We start from the raw sequence: 21,438 nt of genomic DNA, 5'->3' as shown, positions 1-21,438 counted from the left end.
CAGGCAAGCCTAGCACGTACGCATGAGACATTCGTCTTGCGCATTTGCGCAAATCCGTCGTACGGTGGCGTCCTCACCTACCGAGGAGGACCTCCCATGCGGATCCTGATCTCCGGCGGCAGCGTCGCCGGCCCCGCTCTGGCTTACTGGCTGCACCGTCACGGCCACCGGCCGACGCTGGTGGAGCGGGCGCCGGTCGTGCGCGGCGGCGGCGCCGCCATCGACTTCCGCGGCTCCGCGCTGCAGGTGCTGGAGTGGATGGGCCTGCTGGAGGAGATGCGCGGGCACGAGACGGGGATGACCGAAATGACGCTGGTCGACGACGCCGGCGCCGCCATAGCCACGCTGCCGGCCACCGCCATCTCCGGCGACCTGGAGGTGCTCAAGTCCGACGTGACGGCCATCCTGTACGAGGCCACCCGGGACACCACGGAGTACCTGTTCGACGACACGATCACCGCGCTCGACCAGGACGGCTCCGGCGTCCACGTGACGTTCGAGCGCAGCCGGCCCCGTACGTTCGACCTGGTGATCGGCGCCGACGGGCTGCACTCGGCCGTGCGCCGGCTCGCCTTCGGCCCCGAGTCCCGCTACGTCCGCCACCTGGGCATCTACGGCGCGCTGTGCACGACGCCCAACCTCCTCGGCCTCGACCGCGCGGGCCTGATGTACAACACCGCGGGCCGCAACGCGCTGGCCTTCGCCGCCCGCGACAACGCCGAGCTACGCGTCGGTCTGTCGTTCGGGGCCGACCACCTGGACTACGACCGGCACGACCGCCGGCAGCAGGAGGACCTGGTGGCCAAGCACTTCGCCGGCGCGGGCTGGGAGGTGCCCCGGCTGCTGGAGGCGATGCGCGAGGCCGAGGAGTTCTTCTTCGACTCCTCCGGCCAGGTGGTGATGGACTCCTGGTCGGCCGGCCGGGTCGCGCTCGTGGGCGACGCCGCCCACTGCGCCGCCCCCACCTCCGGGCGCGGCACCTCCCAGGCGTTGATCGGCGCGTACGTGCTGGCGGGCGAGCTGGCCGAGGCCCCTGACCACACCACCGCCTTCGCCGCGTACGAACGCCACCTGCGCGACTACGTCGAGCGCAACCAGCGGCACGGCCGGGCCGCGGCCCGCTGGTTCCTCCAGCCGCCCACCGAGCCGCCGGTGGAGGTGGCCGAGGACGTGGTGGCGCTCAAGCAGTACGCATGAGCCCAGTGGCGGCCCGGTGGCGGCCCGGTGGCGGGCCGGTGGCGGGCCGCTTACCGGGCCGCGCGTCAGCCGAGGCGGGACAGTTCCTCCTCGCTGAGTTCCAGGTCGGCGGCCGCGGCCGAGTCGACGATGGTCTCCGGGCGGCTGGCGCCGGGGATGGGGATCACGACGGGGCTGCGGGCCAGCTCCCAGGCGAGGCAGACCTGCTGGGGGGAGACGCCGCGCGCCGCGGCGATCTCGGTGAAGGCGGCGTTCAGCCCGCTCAGCTCCCCGGTACGGCCGATGCCTCCCAGCGGAGACCAGGGAAGGAAGGCGAGGCCGAGCTCGGCACAGACGTCGATCTCGGGCTCGCTGGAGCGGAAGCGCGGCGAGTACTCGTTCTGGACGCTCACCAGGCCGCTGCCGAGGATGGTGTGGGCGAGCCTGATCTGCGCCGGGTCGGCGTTCGAGATGCCGGCCATCTGGATCTTGCCGGCGTCGTGCAGCTCCTTGAGCGCGCCCATGGTCTCCTCGTACGGCACCGCCGGGTCGGGCCGGTGGTGCTGGTAGAGACCGATGCTGTCCACGCCGAGGGCCTTCAGCGAGCGGTCGCAGGCCTGCTTGAGGTGCGACGGGCGGCCGTTGACGGACCAGCCGCCGCCGGACGTGCGGGTGTGCCCGCCCTTGGTCGCGACGAGCACGGTGTCGGCGTCTCCGCCCCACAGCGACAGGGCCCGGGCCACCAGGCGCTCGTTGTGGCCGACGTCGTCGTGCGAGGGGGTGTAGGCGTCGGCTGTGTCGATCAGGGTGATGCCGGCGTCCAGGGCCGCGAGAATCGTACGGATCGACTGGTCCTCGTCGGGCATGTGCCCGGCCACCGACATGGGCATGGCACCGAGCCCGATGACTCCGACCTGGCGGTTTCCGATGGTGCGCGTTCTCATGGCTTTGTGCATGAGAACACCCTGCCCGCTGGAGCGCACTCCAGGTCAACACGGGGCGAACCGGGCCGTGTCAGGTGAAGAAACGCGTCAGCTGCTTGACGACCGTTTCGGGTTGTTCTTCGGGGATGTAGTGGCCGCTGCCCGGCACCTCGACCACCTCGACGTCGGTCCCCTTGTCCGCGAGCACGTGCCGCAGCAGCCGATAGCCGCCCTCGCCGCCGCCCAGGGCCAGGATCGGCGCGGCCACCGGGCCGTACGTCTTCTCATCGGCGATGTCCTGCCCGAAGGCCCGGTACCAGGCGTTGCCGGCCCGGACCGCGTCCGGGGTGGAGTAGGCGTGGGCGTAGATGTCCCGGTCGCGGTCGCCGATGGCGGTGGGATCTTCGATCAGGTAGTCGCACATCCAGTCGACCAGCAGGCGTGACCGGCCGGCGAGCAGGCGTTCGGGCAGGCCGGGGACCTGGTTGAACGCGAACCACCACAGGAAACGCCCGGGACCCGCATGGATGTCGCCGTCGATCTGCTGGCGCCCGGGCCGCGGCAGCAGGGAGTAGTCGTAGAAACGGTCGTCAGGGTGCGCGATGTCCAGCAGCGCGATCCGCCGCGTGCTCTCGGGGTGGTTGGCCGCGAAGGCGTAGGCGACCATCCCGCCGATGTCGTGCCCGGCGATGTCGACCGCGTCGTAGCCGAGATGACGCGTCAGCGCGTGGATGTCGCCCGCCATGGTCTTCTTGTCATAGCCGGAGGCGGGCTTGTCCGAGCCGCCCATCCCCCGCAGGTCAACGGCGATCACGCGATGGCGCTCGGCCAGCGGCGGCATGATCTTGTGGAACTCCCACCAGGTCTGGGGCCACCCGCCCAGCAGGACCAGCGGCTCGCCCCGGCCGCCGATCACATAGTGCAGGCGGACGCCGTTGACGTCGGCATGGCTGCTGACGAACCCGCCCTCCAGCGAACGCGCCAGCTCCGCGTCAGATGGTGCTTGCGACATGAGATCTCCAATGGGGACGTACTACTGGGGGAGGCCGAATCTCTTGGCGAACGCGGCCAGTTCGTCGCGCTGCTGTTCCGGTTCGGTGGCGGCGATGCTGACGACGAGGCGGGTGACCCCTTGGGCGGCGAGCTCCTCGACCCGTTCGACGGGCATGTCGATCGAGCCCATGCGGGTGTACTCCAGCGCGTCCGGGTCACGGCCGGCCTCGGCGGCGCTGGAGCGCGCGAGCTCCCACTGGACGGCCCGCTCCCGCGCGTCCAGCGCCCCGCCGGGGAAGTAGCCGTCGCCGCGCCGCCCCGCCCGGCGCGCGGCCGCCCGGCTCGACCCCCCGATGTGCACGGGCAGCTGGGCGACCTCGTGGGGCTTGGGGAAGCTGACCAGGTTCTCGAAGGAGAAGAACTCGCCGGCGTAGCTGACACCGTCCTCGCCGCCGGCCCACAGCAGGCGCAGCACGTCGATCGCCTCGTCGGCGCGGCGGCCGCGGGTGGCGTACTCCACTCCGACCGCCCGGGCCTCACCCGGGAGCGCGCCCAGCCCCACGGTCAGCAGCCGCATCCTGCCCTTGGACAGCACGTCGATGGTGGCCAGGCGCTTGGCGAGGATCACCGGATGGTGGTACGGCAGCAGCAGCACGCCGGTGCCGAGCAGGATCCGTTCCGTGGCCGCGGCGACGAAGCTCAGGCAGTCGAGCGGATCGACGTAGGGCAGCGTGGGCGGCAGCTCGTACGGCCCCACCGCGGCACCGGGGTACAGCACGATGTGCTCGGGCAGGTAGAGCGATTCGAAGCCGCACTCCTCCGCGTGCCGGGCGAAGGCCACGATCTTGTCCGGATCGACCCCTTGATGAGGCGTGCTGTAGCTGACTCCGAACTTCATCGTCTGTTTCCTTCTGCTCGTTCCGAGGGACGGAGCGGATCGTAGAACCCTGACACTGACGTCAGGGCAACATTCGGCGTCTGGATTAGGCTGTCCGGTATGCGGCGGTTGAGCAGTACGGTGGTCGTGGTGGCGGGGGGCGGGGCCGCGGATGTGGTCGCCGGACTCGACAGGCTGCACAACGTACGGGCGATCCTCCGGGGTGAGCGCCGGCCGGCCGAGGTGATGGAGATCGCGGGGCGGTCGGCGGCGACGTACGTGGTCCACGATGCCGATCCGCTGGCCGACGTGGCCGCGGCGTGGACGGAGTTCTTCGACGGCACTGGGGTGGTCGGCGCCCTGGAGGTGGCCGTCGAGGCCGCGCTGAGCGAGTTGCGGGCCGACCGGCTGGTGCTTCCCGACTACTACCTGGTGCTGGATGCCGACGGGATGACCGAGACGTGGCGGCACTGGTGGCTCGGGGTGCTGGGCGGGGCCGCGCCCGTACGGGTCGTGCCGGTGCACGCCTCGGCGGCGGCCGTCGCCGAGGAGCTGGGCCGGCTGACGGCGGGTCGGTGGTGGCCCGCTGACCTGGAGGGATGGCTGCGCGGGCTGCCCCGCGTCGTCCCCGACCAGGCGGGGCTGCCCAGCTCCGGCGCGGTGGTGGCCTAGGCACCGGCGCGGGCGCCGGCCGGCCGGCCCGTGTGCCCGGCGGGGGCACCGGCCGGGGCCGGCCTCCGCCAAGTGCGCGCCAAGTCGTCCACCATTCCCCTGCAACTGGCGCTCCCTACGGTGAGGGCACCGGCCCTCGGCGGCCGGTCTCGCAAGGGGAGGGGATCCATGAGACAGGTCTACACGGTCCTGGCCTATCTGATCGCGATCGAGGTGGCCGTACAGGCCTCGATGGTGGTCTGGTTCGACGCCGGGCTCGGCAAGTGGGTCGGGGAGGGCGGCGTCATCGACAAGACGCTCGTCGAGAGCGGGCAGGCGCCGTTCCCCGAGTTCATGGGGGTCGTCATCCACGGCATGAACGGGATGTTCGTCATCCCGCCTCTCGCGCTGCTCCTGCTGATCACCTCGTTCTGGGCGAAGGTCCCCGGAGCCGTGAAGGCGGCCGGGCTGGTGCTCGTGCTCGTCGTCCTTCAGGTCACGTTCGGTCTCTTCGGTCACGACATCCCGCTGGTGGGCGCCGTGCACGGCATCAACGCGCTGCTGCTGTTCGGCTCGGCGATCTACGCGGCGCGTCGTGGCGCGGCCGTGAACGGGCCGGTCGCCGTGCAGCCCGCGGCTCAGGGCTGACGGCGGGTCCGATGGTTCGACTGTCCCCGGGCGGCGGCCGCGTCCGTCGCATCGTCGCGGGCGTCGCGACGGTGGCCGTCCTCGGGCCGCTGGTCTGGCTCTGGCAGGACAGCCTGCTGCCGGAGGCGTACTCGGTCATGGACATGGGGTACGCCGACCACGGGGGCGGCCCGCACGGCTCCTCAGGGCACGAGACGCATGCGGCGGGAGGTGCCTCGGCCCATGGGGGCCATGGGCCGGGGGCCGGGCGCGACGTGACGCAGCTGATCGCCGACGCCGGCCGCCCGGCCGACGTCTCGGTGACCATGGTCGCCCGCAAGCAGCCCTTCCGGCTGCCCTCCGGCCGCGCGTTCGACGGCTTCACGCTCAACGGCCAGTCCCCCGGACCCGTCATCAAGGCGGCCAAGGGGCAGCTGGTGCAGGTGCGGCTGATCAACGAGTCGGTGCCGGGGGGCATCACGCTGCACTGGCACGGCGTGGACGTGCCCAACGCCGAGGACGGGGTCGCCGGCGTCACGCAGGACGCGGTCGGCATCGGCAAGGAGTTCACCTACCGGTTCGTCGCCGCTCGCGCGGGCACCTTCTGGTACCACTCTCACCAGATGTCGCACGAGCAGGTCCGAGGGGGGCTGCTCGGGGCGCTGGTGGTCGAGCCGGGGCCGGGCAAGGGCGAGGTCACCGACGCCGTGGCGCTGGTGCACCTGTACAACGGGGTCCGCACCGTCAACGGGCTCGAGGGCGACGTCCACGTCGAGGCCGAGCCGGGCGCACGGGCGCGGGTGCGGGTCGTCAACACCGAGTACGGCGTCATGCCGGCCTGGGTCGCCGGCGCCCCGTACCGGCTGGTGGCCGTCGACGGCACGGAGGTCAACGGGCCCGCGCCGGTCACGGGCAAGGCCCTGGGGGTCGCCGCCGGAGGACGCGCCGACATCGAGGTGACCATGCCCGCGAACGGCTCCCCCGTCCGGATCCACCTCGGTGGCCCCACCGGCGTCGTGCTCGGCTCGGCGTCGTACGACGCTGCCCCGGTGCCCCGGCCGGCCGCGACGCTCGACCTGCTCACGTACGGCACCCCTGCGCGGCTCGGCTTCGACCCCGGCAGGCCCGACCGGCGGTTCGAGTACGACATGGGGCGCCGTCCCGCCTTCCTCGACGGGGTGCCGGGGCTGTGGTGGACGATCAACGGCCACCTCTACCCCGACGTGCCCATGTTCCACGTGGCCGAGGGCGACGTGGTGCGGATGCGTATCGCCAACAACAGCGGTGAGCCCCATCCCATGCACCTGCACGGCCATCACGCGGTGGTCCTCAGCCGCGACGGCGTGCCCGCCACCGGCAGCCCCTGGTGGGTGGACTCCCTCGAGGTCGCGGCCGGCGAGTCGTACGAGATCGCGTTCGTCGCCGACAACCCCGGCGTCTGGATGGACCACTGCCACAACCTGCCCCACGCCTCCCAGGGGCTCGTCACCCACCTGATGTACGAGGGGGTCACCACCCGCTTCACCGTGGGCGGCTCGGCCGACAACGAGCCGGAGTGAGCCGCCACCGGGCGCAGCGCGAGGGAGTGGGGCGGCCCCGGCAGCACGTCACGGACGGGCAGCAGGGCCTCCATCAGGCCCTCGGCCTCGTCACGCGCGCCCGGCGCGACCACGGCCATCGCGCGTAGCGTCGCGAAGACCGCGCCGACCAGGCAGCCGCGACCGCTGTCACGCAGGCGGCGGAGGCGGCCGGCGGCGGCCATCGCGAGCCGGGCGTCCGTCATGAACGCCCCCGTGCGGCGCCCTGCCGGGTCCCCGGCCGTTCATCAGCAGCAGTTGTGAGACGAGCGTCCGGGTGCGGGCACCGCGGCGGCTCCGGCGGCACCGGTGCCTGCCTCCTGGTCCTGGACGATACGGCCGCGCAGCATGACCTCCATGACCTTCATGAAGCGCTGCGCCCGGGCCCGGCCGATGACGAACGGGTTCTCGGCTCCCACGGACCCGGCGCGCAACTCCTCGATGCGGGCCAGGCCGTAGTCGGCGCCGCCATGGTTGTTCAGCTCGACGTCCACCCCTGCTCGCCGCATCGTGGCGGCGAAGGCGAGCACGGAGGACAGGTTGGTGCGCTTGTCCGCGGTCGCGGTGGGCGGGTTCGTTCCGCCCCACAGCATCGCGGTGTGCCGCCGGCCCTTCCAGCGCACCGGGAAGATCGGCGAGACCGTGCCCGGTGTGTGCCCGGGGGTGTGGTGGAAGGCGACGGTGGTGTCCCCGAGGACCAGCTTCTGGCCGTCGGCGATCTCCAGATCGCGTTTGGGGGCGTGGGCGGGGCGTTCGGCGGCGATGAAGTCCCAGTCGGCCCGGCTCATCATGACGCGGGCGCCGTACCGGTCGGCGAGGAACTGGGCACCGCCGAAGTGATCGGAGTGGCCGTGGGCGGCCACCACGTATTTGATCTGTGCTGGGTCCGCTCCCACGGCCTGCAGCCCCGGCACGATGATCTTCTCAGCGTCGTCGGGTGATCCGAGCGCGTCGATGAGGATGATGCCCCGGGAGGTGAGCAGCGCCGTGGCCTGGACGAAGCTGGTGCCCAGCACCGCGACGTCGTCGAAGATCTTCAGCGGTGCGAGGGGCCTGATGTTCGGCGTCTTCAGGCCAGGTGCGAGCGCCTTGACCAGGGCCCCCAGGACCGGGTCGGCACCGGCCAGCCGGGCGGCGCGGTCGTAGTAGTCCTGCGCTTGCTTGGGGGTGGCCGCTGACGCCTCGGCCGGGCGCGCCATCAGCGGTAGGAGGGCCGCGGCGCCCAGCAAGCCGCGGCGGGACGGTCCGGACTGCCCGAAGGACATGGGCGAACACCTGCTTTCCCGGCCGGGGACCTGGCGGCGATCTCGGCCGTGATGGACGTCAATGCCCGCCCAGCAGACCAGAACAGATCATGGTTCGTCCAATATTGATATAGATCGCCCAGCGATTACGGAAGAGATATCAAGCCTGGTCCGGCGCCTTCGAGGCCGGCGAGCGGGCCTGCCGGGCCGACCGAGACCGGGACCTCGAGCCGGCCGCCGACGGCGAGGTCACTCTCGTCACTGCCGGCCCGCCGTTCACGGCGGCACCGAACCCCACATGCGGCGAAATATACCTCTTTGGGCGACATTGAGTTGTTTGTGCGGTTTGTCATGAATTACTGTGCATCGGCGCCCCCCAACCCCTCCTATCTGTGCCAAAGAGGCTTGTCATGGCGATGTCCCGAAATATCAGGAAAAGCTGGGCAGTGGTGGTCGCCATCGTCCTTGCCTTGGCCATGGCGTCCCCGGCGTCCGCCGGCACCGCGTCCGCGCCCAAGCGGCCGAACATCATCTTCTTCCTCGTCGACGACATGTCGGCCGAACTGCTCCAGTACATGGACACCGTCAAGAGCCTCGCCCACGACGGCACCACGTTCGGCGACTACTACGTGGCCGACTCGCTCTGCTGCCCGTCCCGGGCGACCATGTTCACCGGCGAGTTCCCGCACAACACCGGCGTGCGCACCAACCAGGGTTACGATCACGGCGGCTACCCGGCGTTCAGGAAGCATGAGGGCAGGACGTACGCCGTCTCCCTGCACCAGGCCGGATACCGTACGGGCTACCTCGGCAAGTACATCAACGAGTATCCCGCCGGCCGCGGCTACCAGGTGCCGCCGGGCTGGGACGAGTGGCATGTGAGCGCGGCCGGCGGCTACAACGAGTACAAGTACCGGCTCACCCACTACATCAAGGAGGAATCGGGCAGCAGGCGGACGACCGATCCCTCTGGGGGCAAGTACCTGGTGGACGAGCTGGGGCAGCGGGCGGTCGGCTTCATCGAGCGCTCCCGCAAGTACGCCCCGGGCGAGCCGTTCTTCCTCCAGGTCTCCCCCTTCTCGCCGCACAACCGGGTCAACGTCAAGCCCGGCGACACGGAGCCGCGCTTCCCGCCCGCGGAGCGCGACCGGCCGAAGGACCGCTTCCCCGGCGGGGAGTTCCCCCACGGCGACTGCGGGGGTCCCGACTGCAACAGCATCGACGTGGCCTCCCTGCCCACGTTCAACGAGGACACCGCCGACAAGCCCTCCTGGGTACGGCGGGCGCCGCTCGGCCCGAAGACCGTCAACCAGCTCCGCGAGGACTTCCGCGACCGGATCCGCATGGTGCAGTCGATCGACGACATGGTGCAGCGCGTCCTGTCCGCGCTGACCGAGCAGGACAAGCAGAACACGTACATCGTCTTCACCAGCGACAACGGCTTCCACCTCGGCCAGCACCGCCTGGTGCGCGGCAAGGCCACCGCCTACGACCACGACGTACGGGTGCCGCTCCTGGTCAGGCGTCCGACCGCCGGGCCGCGCGGCGACTTCGCGACCAGCGCCATCGCCCAGAACGTGGACCTGTTCGCGACCTTCCTCGACATGGCCGGCGTCGACAAGGCGACGCGTGACAGCCGCGACGGCCGCAGCCTGCTCCCTCTCATCCAGGGCCAGAAGGTCACCGGCTGGCGCGACGCGGCGCTGATCGAGCACGTCAAGCCGACCCCGCACGCGCCTGGCCAGCCCGACCCCGACGCGGACGCCCTCAAGAAGGGCAACTCCCGTCCGCCCACCTACAACGCCGTGCGGACCGCCGGGGACCTCTATGTCGAGTACAAGGGGGATCCGACGCCCGAGTACTACAACACCGTCACCGATCCACGCGAGGAGTCCAACGACCCGCGCAACGCCAGAACGGCCGGCCTGAGCAAGGCACTCGACGCTCTCGTGAGGTGCGGCAAGCCCGGCGCGGTGGACTGCTGGACGGCGGCCCACCTGCGCTGACCCGCCTCCGGGCCGGCGCAGCCCTTGGACGGCCCTGCGAACGGCTTGACGGACGATCTTCGATGCACCAGATTGTTCGCGTCTTTCAGGACCGTTCCCAAGGAAGCCAATGAAGCGAACCATCGTCGGTGTCGTCGTGGTCGCGGGCATGGTGCAGCTCGCCACCACGCCCGCGCAGGCGGCAACCAAGATCGACCCGGTCAAGGCGCTCACGTCCGAGTTAGCCCCCGGCAGGGCCGTCAACGTCCGGTCCACCGTGAAGGTGACCTTCGCGCGCGACCTCGTCACCACCTCCGACCTGGAGGGCACGATCGGGTTCGGCTCTCGGGGCGCGACCGCGTCCGATGTGGCCCAGACCCTGCGGTACAGCAAGAAGCTGCTCCGCAACTTGATGAGGGCGAACCCGGAGGAGACCGAGGCCCTGCAGGAAGGGCCGATCAGGATGATCTCCTCCGAGGACGCGAGCTACGTCTCCGGTCCGGTGGTCGACGCCGCGCTGCCCCAGGGCACGAGCTGGGTGCGCTACGGGCGGACCAAGCTGCCGGCGAGCAATCTGCTGCTCGAGGTTCTGGAGCCCGCCACGCTCAAGACGCTCCTGACCCACCGGACCTCCTACCGCGACGGGGTGCTGAAGGGATCGATCAGGACCAGCAAGCTCGCCGCGGTCTCCTCTTCCTTCGCCTCGCGCTTCGGGACGCGCTTCAAGAGCGGCCGCGACGGCAAGATCTCCTACACCCTGCGGCTCGGCCCGACCGGCCTGGTCGAGCGCCTGTACGCCAAGGCCGTCCTGCCCCGCGCCAAGGGCTCCGTCCACATCGAGTCGAGCAGCCGGTACTCGGACTGGGGCCGTCAGGTCACCGTTCTCCTGCCGCTGCGGGGAGATGTGATCGACCGGGAGGAGGTCGCGGACGACGTGCCGTACCAGGCCCCGGGGATCTGGAACTAGGCGGACCGTGCTCACGACCCCGTTCTGACCGTCAGCCCGCGGATCTCGTATCCGCCGATGTCGTTGTTGAAGCTCACCCGGGGCGCCGACGCCATCCGGACGCCGTCCATGGCGAACAGGCGGCTGAGGAAGACGTCGGCCTCCAGGACGGCGATGCCCGCTCCGGGACACCGGTGCGGGCCGTCGCCGAAGGACAGGGCCGCGGCGCCCGTACCGCCGCCGTCGATGGCGCGGCCGGGGCACATCGACAGCGGCTGCGAGCCCACGGCTTGGGGATCGGTGTTCGCCGCGTCGACGAACACGTCGATCAGCGCGCCCGGCGGCACCGTGACCGGCCCGTCGGTGCCGGGCAGTTCGAGCGGGGCCGTGGTGCGCCGGCGCAGCCGCGCCACGACGGGTTCGAGCCGCAGGATCTCGTGCAGGACGGCGAGGCGGCCGGGCTCGTCGGCCGCGCGGTAGCGCTCCAGCAGCGCGTCATCGGTGAACAGGTGCCAGGCCGCGACGCAGATGAACTCGCGCGTGGTCACCATGCCGGCCGCGGCGAAGGTCAGGCACTCGCCGAGGATCTCGGCGGCCGTGCACCCCTCGGAGATCAGGTGCGAGATGAGGTCGTCGCGCGGGTCGCGGCGGTGGTCGCGGATCGCCGGACGGACGTCGGCCAGGTAGACGCGCAGCCAGTTGACGTTCTGCCTGACCAGCCAGTAGATCCCGCTCGGGCTGGTCAGGCCTGGCCTGCCGAACTTCTCCGGGAAGAAGCGTTCCAGTCTGCCGCGGATCCCCGGCCTGCTCGAGGTGAGGCCGATGATCGCGCTCGCCACCTCGATCGCCATCCCGAAGCTCAGCTCGGAGAGCTGCGCCTCGCCCGCTTCCCGCAGCCTGGCGAGCTGCCTTTCGGCGGTCTCCGCCATCAGAGGGCGATATGCCTCGTCCACCCGGCGGGGCGTGAAGTACTTCGCGGTCTGCCGGCGGTGCTCGCGGTGCTCGGGCCCGTCCCGGTAGAGGACGGGACGCCGGATCCTGGCGGGCAGCTTCTCCACGGTCTCGACGCCCAGCCCGGCCTGGAGGGTGCCGTCGCCGCGCAGCACGGCGCGGGCCTGCGCGTAACCGCGGACCTCCCACGTGCCGTCATCGGCGTGCCTGACCGGGCAGGTCTCGTGTGCGGCCGGGCGCCGGACCTTGCGCGCGTCCCCGCTGTGGTCGTTCACGCCGGCACGTCTCCCTTGTCGTCGGCTGCCGTTGACCATGCTGGTGCGCGCACGGCGGTAGATCAAGAGCAGGGACCGGCCAGCGGGCCGACGCCCGCGGTTCCCTCCTCAGGACGAGATCACTCGGCCAGGCGCTCGATGGCGAAGGCCGACAGGAAACCGATCGTGGCGATGAGCCCCGTGAGGGTGTGCGCGCGCTCGAAGGCCTCGGGGATCATCGTGTCGGCCACCATGGCGAGGATCGCGCCCGCCGCTAGCCCCATGATGACGGAGGTGACCGCCGGCGAGGCGGACTGCATGGACAGGTTGCCGAGCAGCGCCGCCACGCCGCTGGCCAGCGCGATGCCTCCCCAGATGCCGAACACGTAGCGCGCGCCGCGGCCCGCCCGCTTCATCCCGGCGGCGCTGGAGAGCCCTTCGGGGACGTTCGAGATGAACACCGCGGCGACGACGGCGAGCCCGATCTCCCCACCGCCCACGAGGGACACGCCGAGCACCACGGACTCGGGTATGCCGTCGAGCAGGGCGCCGATGGCGATCGCCGCACCGCTCCCCTGGACGTCGGCCTCGCTCGGCTGCTGAGCGCCCGAACGCTTGCGGTGCCGGGCGCCGCGCCGGGCCAGCAGCGCGTTGGCCGCCACGTAGACGCAGGCGCCCGCGAGGAAGCCGGCGGCGGTCGGCAGGAGCCCGCCGGAGCGCTCGGCCTCGTCCATCAGCTCGAACGAGAGCGCCGAGATCAGGACACCGGCCCCGAAAGCCATGATCATGGCGATCACCCGCCCCGGAACCCGCTCCAGCCAGGCGAACCCGGCCCCGAGGACCAGTGCCCCACCGGCCAGCAACCCCCACAGCCCCGCCTCAAGCCACTGCGGCATCATCACACCTCCACATACGGGACTGTACGATCTTCGCGCCCCGCCCCGGCACCCGGCCACCGCCCGGAGCGGAACCGAGCGGGAGCCGGCCGCCCGCAGCTCCTGCACCGGCGGACTACAGGTGGCCGCCCACGGCGACCTTGCCCATGGTCAGCCGTGGTTCGCCCTCCAGGATCTCCCCGATGCGCTTCACCTGGTCGGCGAGTTCACGGTGCTCGTCGATGGTGAGTGTGGTCAGCAGTTCGACCGTGATGTCCAGCCTGCGGCCGGAGCGACGGTGGTGCCAGATCCCGGCGACAGTGCCGTCGACGAGCAGTACAGGAAAGTTGCCGGCTTGACCGCCGGAGAGCGCGCGTTGCGCGGCAGCTGCGGGGAAAAGCCGCTCACGCGGGTGGCAGCCCACGGTGTAGGCGTCGAAGTACGGCAGGAGCCGCACCCCGCGTGCCTGCACGGTTGCCAGGGCGGTGTCGCCCGCCAGGACCCAGGCAACAGCCCCAGCGACCTCGACCTGCTCCAGTTGATCGGCGAGGGAGTCGAACAGTTCGGCCGCCCAGCGGCGGGGCGCGGACAGCCATTGCGCGAACTGCTGCGGTGTGGCCGGGCCGTACGCGTGCAGGTAGCGCCGGACCAGGCCGGCGAGCGCGTCAGGTGCCGGGGAGGGCCGGAATCCTGGGAGCCATCGTTGCGGGCTGGTGTAGGTGACCTTTCGCCCGCGGTTCGGGCCGAAGCACAGGACCCCGCGGTGTGCGGCAAGGTGGATCGCCTGTAGCCAGCGTGGCCGCATGCTCCCGAACCCCGGTACCACCGGGTCGGTGGCCCACGGACCGGTGCGGGTGGCCACCGCCGCGGTGAGTTCCTCAACGGTGAGCTCCGTGTCGGCCAGTGCCTCTGCGATGGCCGCGACGACCTCGTGGGTCTGCTCCGGGGTCAGCCGCGCGTCGGCGGGCATGCTGTTCGAAGTCGAGGGCAATGCGCCGAGCGCGCCGGTCCACAGTGGCAGTTCATGCGTCGGTAGCAGGTGCACGGTGCCGCGTGGCCCGAACGTCTTGACCAGGCTGCGTTCCTCCCACAGCGCGTACCGGACGTCGTTGCGGGTGAGGCCGGCGGAGCGCAGCCCGATGGACACCTCGGCGGCGGAGAGCACCTGAGCATGCGCCCCGCACATGGCGGCAACGGCATCCGCCGGTCGGCCGTCGCGTATCGGGGCGGACAGCCCATGCCGGTCGAGCCGTCGGCCCCATACATCGGGCCAGGACAGCCCCGCCATCGCGGTGGAACGGTTGGTCATCGAGCACGTCTCCCTGTTCGGTCCCGTTGTGGTGGCACTGGTGTGGAAAAGCCACGTTACGGACAACCTAGGACAGCTCTTGCCCTAGGAGTCGGCAGCCGCTCGTCGGCCTGATGCATGTGCTGACCTGTTGATCTCCCCGCCCGCCTGAGGTAGCTAATGAAGGAGACCTTCGTAATTACGCCGGGAGAACCACGTGATCCTGCGATTAGCCGCCCTGATCCTGCTCCTCGCCGCCTGGTTGACCGTCCCCCTGCCCGCCGGCGCCGCCACCGGCCAGGCGTTGACGGCCGCGCAACTGGCCCAGGTCCGGCCGCTGGCCTTCACCTCGACCATGCAGGAACGTGACGCGGTGGCCGCCACCCTGCCGGTGACCAAGGTGAGGATGGACGCCGTCATAGCCGGCGGCTACTCCACCCGCGCGATCTGCCACCCCACCGACCTCCACGTCTCGGTCCAGGTCAACGGATTCTGCTGGGACAGCACCGACGACACGACCGCGAACTGGTTCCCGCAGGGCATCACGGGCAGCGGCGACGGCATGAACGGCTCCGTGCTCTACCCGCCCTGCGACGGCTGCGCGGGCCGGAAGATCGTGGCGGTGAGCTGGCGCAGCGGCGCCTCCCACGAGTACGGGGCCAACCGGCTGGCCAGGGTCACCTTCGTCGACGTCACCGGCGGAACGGCGGGGGCGCCGTACCGGCATGTCGTCCTGGTCGAGCCCGACGGAAGCGCCGAGGGCTTCCACGAGATCGCCACCCATGCCGACGGCATCTCGTGGTACGGCAACAAGCTCTTCGTCGTTACAGGCGGCGACCCGGACGTGTCCGGCGGCGACCGGCTGATCCGGGTCTTCGACCTCACCCACTTCTGGAGAATGAACTCCACCACGTCGGGGAACGTCGGCTGCGCCGGCGGCGTCTGCTCGGCCGCGTACTCGAGCTTCGCCCTGCCGCAGATCGGCTACTACCGGCTCGGCCCACCGTCGGTGTGCGTCAGCCTCGACCTGGCGAGGCCCTGCTTCAACGGCGTCTCGCTCGATCGCAGCGGCGCCGACCATCTCACCACTGTCGAATACAAGAGGGGCGCCTCCGGCGGGAAGATCCTCCGCTGGCCCCTGGACTCGCTCACCGCGCTGCTCAAGACCGGCTCCGACGGGCTGGTCCACCCCACCGAGGGCTGGACCAGCCCGGTCTGGGAACTCCAGGGCGGCGTGTTCACCGGCGGCAACGGCATCCTCGTGGGGTTGTGCCCCGACGGCGCGCCCGCGGTGAGCTACATGCCGGGCGGTACGGCGAACATCTCAGGCGACTACCGCAAGTCCTGCCTGCACCGCGTCACGATCTCCGCCGACCGCGGCACGCTCGACGTCCACTACCTGACGACCGTTCCCGCCAACGCTCAGAACGTCTCGTATTGGCCGGCGAGCGGCGAGGTGTGGCTGGTCAACGAGTTCCGCGGGGACTATGCCGGCGCGTACGGGAGCGACCGCCTGGTGCTGGCGCTGAACTGCCCGAATCTGAGCTGCTGATCGCTTTGTAGATCCTGTGTTCCATTTGTTACCTAAGTGCGATCTGAAGCGTTTGTGGCGGGTTCACTCTTTGATCAGCCCTGTCCCACGCACCCCCGAGGTGATCATTGAAGAGGCGTCTGCTGCTCGCAGTCCTCGCGTCCACGAGCATTGCGCTTCCGCTGACCGTGATGCCGTCAACGGCGAACGCCGAACCTGCCCGTCCGGATCGCTTCCAGCATCTGGACGGCGCGTTCGGCTACGCCGGCTTCAAGCCGGCCGCGCTCGACCAGGCCCGTCAGGTCAAGGTTCTCATCCAGGTCGACGGCACGCCGGTCGGCGACGCCGCCGCCGATGCCGCCGAGGCCGGCAAGACGGTCGACCGGCCGACCTTACGTTCCGCGCTCCACGACAAACAGCAGAGCGTCGAGGAGAAGGTGAAGGCCGAGGGCGGAAAGGTCCTCACCACCTATACCGACGCCTTCAACGGCATCGCCGCCTCGATCCCGCGCGGCAGCCTGCCGGCGATCCAGCAGGCTCCCGGAGTGCTCTCCGTGCACCCGATGCGTACGTTCCGGCCCGACAACACCGCGGCCATCCCCTACATCGGAGCCCCGCAGGCCTGGCAGGACCTCGGGAAGACCGGCGCAGGCGTGAAGGTGGCGGTCATCGACACCGGGATCGACTACACGCACGCGAACTTCGGCGGTTCGGGCAACCCGGCCGACTTCAAGAACAACAACGGCGCCGTGATCGAGCCGGGTACGTTCCCGACCGCCAAAGTGATCGGCGGTTACGACTTCGTGGGCGACGACTACGACGCCAACGACCCCGCCTCGACGCCCAAGCCCGACCCCGACCCGCTTGACTGCAACGGCCACGGCTCCCACGTGGCGGGCAGCTCGGCCGGCTCCGGCGTGACCGCGGACGGCAAGACCTACACCGGCCCGTACGACACCACCACGCACACCAGGACCTTCAAGGTCGGACCGGGTGTGGCGCCGGCCGCCTCGCTGCTGGCCTACCGCGTCTTCGGCTGTGAGGGCTCGGCCAGCGAGGACGTCATCGTCTCGGCCATGGAGCGGGCGCTGAAGGACGGCGCCGACGTCGTCAACATGTCGCTCGGCTCGCCCTTCGGCCGCATCGAGGAGCCCTCGGCGCAGGCCGTGCGGACGCTGACCCGCGCGGGCGTGACCGTGGTCACCTCCGCCGGCAACTCCGGGCAGAACGCCTACCTGGTCGGAGCGCCCGCCATCGCCCCCACGGCCATCGCCGTCGCCGCCCTCGACGCGGCCCGCGCGCAGCTGCCCGCGGCGAAGATCTCGGCGAACGGCACCGAGATCATCGCGCAGAACTCCAACGAGGCGGCCCTGCCCTCCGGTGCCCTGCCGATCGCGGTGCTCCGCACGAGTTACCCGTCCGGCGCGCTCTCGCTGGGCTGCGACCCCGCCGACTACGCGGCCTATCCGGGCGGCGTGACCGGCAAGCTCGTGATCACCCTGCGCGGCTCCTGCGCGCGGGTGAAGCGGGCCATCCTGGGCCAGCAGGCCGGTGCCGCCGCGGTCGCGATGATCAACACGGATGCCGCGTTCCCGCCCCTGGAAGGACCGATCACGGCCGACCCGGACACCGGTGAGCCGTACACGGTCACCATTCCGTTCCTCGGCATCAGGAGCACCGACAGCGCCGCGGCCGCGGCGCTGGACGGCAAGACCACCACGCTGGCGGCGCTGACCGTGCCCAACCCCAGCTACGCCGCGCTCGCCTCGTTCTCCTCCGGCGGCCCGGCGAACGTCAGCAGCTCCCTGAAGCCGGACGTGACCGCGCCCGGCGTCGCCGTCGTCTCGACCGGGGTGGGCACCGGCTCCGGCCCCGCGACGATCTCGGGAACGTCGATGGCCTCGCCGATGGTCGCCGGTGTGGCGGCGCTCGTGAAGCAGGCGCATCCCCGCTGGCGTCCCGGCCAGATCAAGGCCGCGATCGTCAGCACCGCCGACGCCACGTCCAAGATCAAGGACTACACCGCCAGGGTCGCCGGCTCCGGTGTGGTGGCCGCACGGCAGGCGGTCGGCGCCTCGGTGATCAGTGAGGCGAGGGACGGCTCCCCCAACCTGTCGTTCGGCCTGAAGGAACTGAACGGCCCCTACCGGCGGAGCGAGAGCCTCACCCTCCACAACAAGGGCAAGACCCCGGTCACCTACGACCTGGCCGCCGCCTTCACCGGTCAGTCCTACGGCGCGAAGGTCTCGGTCTCTCCCGCGACCGTGACCGTGGGCCGGGAGAGCAGCCGCACCGTCCAGGTCACGCTGTCGCTCAGCGCTCAGGCCGTGGCCGCGCTGCCCGCCGCCGAGACGTCCAACTTCGGCACGGTCGTCCACATCCAGGGCGCGGTGACCGCCACGCCGCGCAAGGCCGCCGAGGGCGTCTACCCGCTGCGGTCGGCGTTCCTGCTCGTGCCCGACGCCGAGTCCCGGGTGCGCTCGTCGAGGCCGGGTACGTACACGCCCGGCGAAGGCGGCCTCGTGACCTCCGTCGGCGTCCGCAACGACGGCGCCCACTCCGGCGCCGCGGACGTCTACGCCTGGGGCATCACGGACGCCGACGACGTCAAGGGCGCCGAGGACTCGATGGACATCCGCACGGTCGGGGTGCAGACGCTCCCGGGCTCGGCGCTCGGCGGCGCCGACACCGACCGGGCGCTGGTCTTCGCGGTCAACACCTCCGGCCGCTGGTCCAACGCCGCGGCCAACGAGTTCGACCTGTCGATCGACACCACGAACGACGGATCGCCCGACTACTTCCTGGTCGGCGCGGACTACGGCCTGGTCACCACGGGCGACTTCGACGGGCGGTTCGCCACGTTCGTCTTCAAGGCCGACGGGTCCATGGTGGACGCGTGGGTCGCCACGGCTCCCATGAACGGCGGCACGCTGCTGATGCCGGTGCTCGCCTCCGAGGTGGGGCTGGCCGAGGGCGCCTCGCGCTTCACGTACGCGGTGACCGGGTTCTCGAAGGTTCCCGACGGGCTCGTGGACGAGACCGAGGCGGCGGCGTTCGACGCCTTCGCTCCGGCGCTCTCCACGGGGGCGTACACACCGCTCGAGCCCGGCGCGTCCGCCACCGTCCGGCTCACGGTCGACCAGGCGAGACTGGCCACCACGCCGGCGAAGGGCTGGCTGGTCGTCACCCTGGACGACCGCAGCGGCGCCCAGGAGGCCGACCAGGTCGGCTTCGGGAAGCTGCCCGCCGTACAGCCGTAACCGGCAACGGGCGCCCGTCCACGGACGGGCGCCCGTGTCGTACCGGGATGTCACGTGGAACAGTCGCCCGGCTGCTGGAGCGGCACCACGGGCGGCAGCGGAGTGGGCGTCTCCGTAGACAGCGCGTCGAGCACGAACGTGAGGTAGCGCCGCCAGCCGTCGCTTCGGGGGTCCATGGTCCACAGCACGCCCAGGAGCATGACCATGATCCTGGGCATGTCGTCGGGGACGAGGTCGGCGCGGACGAGACCGGCCTCCTGCGCCCGGCGGGCCAGCAGCGTCAGCGAGTCGAAGAACGGGGTACCGGCCTGCGCCGTCATGGCGCCGGAGTTGCGCGCGGCGGCCAGGGTGTTGTGTTCGCGGGCCGCCATGGACAGGGCCGCCTCCAGCACGGTGACCAGGCCACGCCTCGGGTCGTCGTCGTTCAGCGCCTGCTCGATGGCGGGAGCGATGTCCTCGGAGATGCTCTGGTCGAGGGCGGCGCGTACCAGCCCCGCCTTGTCCGGGAAGCGGCGGTAGAGCGTGGCGATGCCCACGCCGGCGCGGCGCGCGATCTCTTCGAGGTGCGCGTCGGGGCCGTGTTCGGCCCAGACCTGCCGGGCGGCGCGCAGGATCCTTTCGGAGTTGCGGGCCGCGTCGGCGCGCAGCCCCCGTGAACTGCCGGTGGTCACCGGCAAAGCGTAGCAATCGGTAGTCGGCTGTCGACTGTGTGCCGTTAGGGCAGGGACGCGCCCTGTACGGCCTGGATGTCCAGCTCCACCTTGAGCGTCGCGCCGATCAGGTTGACCCCGGCCCGCACCACCTGGTTGTACGTCATCGCGAAGTCCTCGCGGCGCAGCTCGGTCTCGGCCCGGAACGCCGCCCGCAGGCCGCCCCACGGGTCCGGGCCGGTCCCCAGGTACGCCAGGTCGAGATCGACCGGCCGCGCGACCCCGGCGAGTGTCAGCGTCCCGTGCACGATCCACCGGTCGGTGCCCGCGGGGGTGAGCCCGGTGCTGCGGTAGGAGATCATCCGGTACGCGGCGACGTTCAGGAAGTCGGGCGAACGCAGATGGTCGTCCCGCATGCCGTTCCCCGTGTCGATCGACGCGGCCACGATGTCGGCGGCCACCGCGGAGCTCTCCGGGGTCGAGCCGATCTCGATCCGCCCGCCGAACTCGGTGAACCGCCCCCGGACCGTGCTGAGCCCCAGGTGCTGGGCCGTCGCCGCGATCGTGCAGTGGGCGGGGTCGAGCGTCCAGACGCCGGGCGGGGGGAGGTCGGCGCCGCCCTGCCGGGCCAGCACCACCGTGCCCAGTTCGGCGGCACCGGATCCGGTGGCGATGGCCGTCATGGCGGCAGGGGTGTACCCGGCCGCGGTGGCCACGACCGTGTACGCGCCGGGCGCGAGCGGGCCGGACGACACGACGCCGTCGGCGTCGGCCTCGGCCCGTGCGACCTGCTGCCCGGTCATGTCGGTCACCGTGACGACGGCCTGGCGCACGGGCCATCCGTCCTTCGTCCGGATCAGGGCACGCAGCCCCCGGCGAGCGGCCGGGCCGCCCGGCTCGGCCTGCCGGCTGGGATGGGCGGCCTCGTGGCTGGTGTACATGGTGCTCCTGCTCTGCTCGTCGCTTCCTCGCGGTGGTGCCGCGGTGTCATTCGGTGTGGGCCAGCCACAGGTCCCGGTCGTCCTCATCCCGGCCGTTGACGGTCACGGTGTCGGCCACGGGCGGGTATCCGGTGGCGATGAGGGTGTACTGGCCGCCGGTCAGGTCGGCGAAGGCGTACGCGCCGTCGTCGCCGGTGGTCGTCGTGCCGACCACGTTCCCGGCCGCGTCCAGCAGCGTCACCCGCGCGTCGGTCAGCGGGCCGCCGTGACGCACCCGTACGGTGCCCCGCAGCCGGGCGCCGGGCCGCAGCTCGACGTCCTGCCTGGTCTGGCCGGTGCCGACGACCTCGACGGGAACGGCGGCCGGGCGGTAGGAGTCGGCGCTGACCGCGAGCGTGTACCCGCCGGGACGCACCCCGGAGAAGCCGTAGGTGCCCTCCGCGTCGGTCGTGCCCGTGGTGACGACCTCGCCGCGGACGTCGGTCAGCACGGCCACCGCGCCGGGCACCGGCTTGCCCTCGAGGTCGCGTACGACACCGGTCAGCTTGCTGGAGCCGGCGAGCACCAGGTTGAAGTCGACCGGCTGGTCCCCCACCACGAGGGTGGCCACCTGCGGGTCGCGGTCGGCGGCCGATGCGATCAGGACGTAGGTCCCCATGCCGGGCGTCCAGATGCTGTAGCCGCCGTCG

19 protein-coding genes are annotated in these 21,438 nt (G+C 71.3%); 9 read left to right on the top strand and 10 right to left on the bottom strand.

Annotated features, from left to right (window positions below):
* Positions 1-96 precede the first annotated feature (96 nt).
* Positions 97-1,197, top strand: a complete 1,101-nt coding sequence (locus tag AB0J64_RS23760) for an FAD-dependent monooxygenase (RefSeq protein ID WP_364030435.1) — start codon at positions 97-99, stop codon at positions 1,195-1,197.
* A gap of 65 nt (positions 1,198-1,262) precedes the next feature.
* On the opposite strand, the gene AB0J64_RS23755 is transcribed toward AB0J64_RS23760, so the two are convergent.
* The 3 genes from AB0J64_RS23755 to AB0J64_RS23745 all read right to left on the bottom strand — a co-directional run bounded on the left by AB0J64_RS23755 (position 1,263) and on the right by AB0J64_RS23745 (position 3,990).
* Positions 1,263-2,120, bottom strand: coding sequence for an aldo/keto reductase (locus AB0J64_RS23755; protein WP_364030432.1), 858 nt, complete (start codon positions 2,118-2,120; stop codon positions 1,263-1,265).
* A gap of 70 nt (positions 2,121-2,190) precedes the next feature.
* Positions 2,191-3,111, bottom strand: a complete 921-nt coding sequence (locus AB0J64_RS23750; RefSeq protein ID WP_364030429.1) for an alpha/beta hydrolase — start codon at positions 3,109-3,111, stop codon at positions 2,191-2,193.
* 21 nt (positions 3,112-3,132) lie between these two features.
* Positions 3,133-3,990: a TIGR03619 family F420-dependent LLM class oxidoreductase gene (locus tag AB0J64_RS23745; protein WP_364030426.1), complete on the bottom strand. Its 858-nt coding sequence runs from the start codon at positions 3,988-3,990 to the stop codon at positions 3,133-3,135.
* 99 nt (positions 3,991-4,089) lie between these two features.
* Between AB0J64_RS23745 and AB0J64_RS23740 the strand changes: the two genes are divergently transcribed.
* The 4 genes from AB0J64_RS23740 to AB0J64_RS23725 all read left to right on the top strand — a co-directional run bounded on the left by AB0J64_RS23740 (position 4,090) and on the right by AB0J64_RS23725 (position 6,934).
* Positions 4,090-4,641: a hypothetical protein gene (locus AB0J64_RS23740; RefSeq protein WP_364030423.1), complete on the top strand. Its 552-nt coding sequence runs from the start codon at positions 4,090-4,092 to the stop codon at positions 4,639-4,641.
* A gap of 168 nt (positions 4,642-4,809) precedes the next feature.
* Entirely contained in the window at positions 4,810-5,268 is a 459-nt protein-coding gene (locus AB0J64_RS23735; protein WP_364030420.1) for a hypothetical protein, read from the top strand.
* 11 nt (positions 5,269-5,279) lie between these two features.
* Positions 5,280-6,806, top strand: coding sequence for a multicopper oxidase family protein (locus AB0J64_RS23730; protein WP_364030417.1), 1,527 nt, complete (start codon positions 5,280-5,282; stop codon positions 6,804-6,806).
* Positions 6,803-6,934, top strand: coding sequence for a hypothetical protein (locus tag AB0J64_RS23725; RefSeq protein WP_364030414.1), 132 nt, complete (start codon positions 6,803-6,805; stop codon positions 6,932-6,934). Before AB0J64_RS23730 ends, AB0J64_RS23725 begins: the two co-directional genes overlap by 4 nt.
* Positions 6,935-7,072: 138 nt before the next feature.
* Here the strand turns inward: AB0J64_RS23725 and AB0J64_RS23720 are convergent, their stop codons facing one another.
* Complete coding sequence (locus AB0J64_RS23720) at positions 7,073-8,089, bottom strand: MBL fold metallo-hydrolase (protein WP_364030411.1); 1,017 nt, start codon at positions 8,087-8,089, stop codon at positions 7,073-7,075.
* Between the two features lie 389 nt (positions 8,090-8,478).
* Here AB0J64_RS23720 and AB0J64_RS23715 point away from each other — a divergent pair, with 389 nt between their 5' ends.
* Together AB0J64_RS23715 and AB0J64_RS23710 are read left to right on the top strand one after the other, a co-directional pair.
* On the top strand, positions 8,479-10,074 hold the full coding sequence (locus AB0J64_RS23715) for a sulfatase (protein ID WP_364030408.1): 1,596 nt from the start codon (positions 8,479-8,481) through the stop codon (positions 10,072-10,074).
* 109 nt (positions 10,075-10,183) lie between these two features.
* Complete coding sequence (locus AB0J64_RS23710) at positions 10,184-11,020, top strand: hypothetical protein (protein ID WP_364030405.1); 837 nt, start codon at positions 10,184-10,186, stop codon at positions 11,018-11,020.
* A gap of 11 nt (positions 11,021-11,031) precedes the next feature.
* On the opposite strand, the gene AB0J64_RS23705 is transcribed toward AB0J64_RS23710, so the two are convergent.
* The 3 genes from AB0J64_RS23705 to AB0J64_RS23695 form a co-directional block, all read right to left on the bottom strand.
* Positions 11,032-12,225, bottom strand: coding sequence for a cytochrome P450 (locus AB0J64_RS23705; RefSeq protein WP_364030402.1), 1,194 nt, complete (start codon positions 12,223-12,225; stop codon positions 11,032-11,034).
* Between the two features lie 119 nt (positions 12,226-12,344).
* Entirely contained in the window at positions 12,345-13,103 is a 759-nt protein-coding gene (locus AB0J64_RS23700; RefSeq protein WP_364030399.1) for a ZIP family zinc transporter, read from the bottom strand.
* 112 nt (positions 13,104-13,215) lie between these two features.
* A complete protein-coding gene (locus AB0J64_RS23695) occupies positions 13,216-14,388 on the bottom strand; it encodes a winged helix DNA-binding domain-containing protein (RefSeq protein ID WP_364030396.1) in 1,173 nt (390 codons plus the stop codon).
* 196 nt (positions 14,389-14,584) lie between these two features.
* On the opposite strand from AB0J64_RS23695, the gene AB0J64_RS23690 reads away from it, so the two are divergent.
* Positions 14,585-15,919, top strand: coding sequence for a hypothetical protein (locus tag AB0J64_RS23690; RefSeq protein ID WP_364030393.1), 1,335 nt, complete (start codon positions 14,585-14,587; stop codon positions 15,917-15,919).
* 170 nt (positions 15,920-16,089) lie between these two features.
* A complete protein-coding gene (locus AB0J64_RS23685; protein WP_364030390.1) occupies positions 16,090-19,158 on the top strand; it encodes a S8 family serine peptidase in 3,069 nt (1,022 codons plus the stop codon).
* A gap of 50 nt (positions 19,159-19,208) precedes the next feature.
* On the opposite strand, the gene AB0J64_RS23680 is transcribed toward AB0J64_RS23685, so the two are convergent.
* From AB0J64_RS23680 to AB0J64_RS23670, 3 genes are read right to left on the bottom strand one after another with little or no spacing between them, the layout of a single operon-like run.
* Entirely contained in the window at positions 19,209-19,829 is a 621-nt protein-coding gene (locus AB0J64_RS23680) for a helix-turn-helix domain-containing protein (RefSeq protein ID WP_364030387.1), read from the bottom strand.
* Positions 19,830-19,873: 44 nt separating this feature from the next.
* On the bottom strand, positions 19,874-20,749 hold the full coding sequence (locus tag AB0J64_RS23675; protein ID WP_364030384.1) for a YceI family protein: 876 nt from the start codon (positions 20,747-20,749) through the stop codon (positions 19,874-19,876).
* 46 nt (positions 20,750-20,795) lie between these two features.
* On the bottom strand, positions 20,796-21,407 hold the full coding sequence (locus AB0J64_RS23670) for a carboxypeptidase regulatory-like domain-containing protein (protein ID WP_364030583.1): 612 nt from the start codon (positions 21,405-21,407) through the stop codon (positions 20,796-20,798).
* Positions 21,408-21,438: the final 31 nt, after the last annotated feature.

Source organism: Nonomuraea sp. NPDC049695 (assembly GCF_040674955.1).
Taxonomy (GTDB): domain Bacteria; phylum Actinomycetota; class Actinomycetes; order Streptosporangiales; family Streptosporangiaceae; genus Nonomuraea; species Nonomuraea helvata.
The sequence above is the reverse complement of the archived record's forward strand: the minus strand, read 5'-3'. Positions and strand labels throughout refer to the sequence as shown.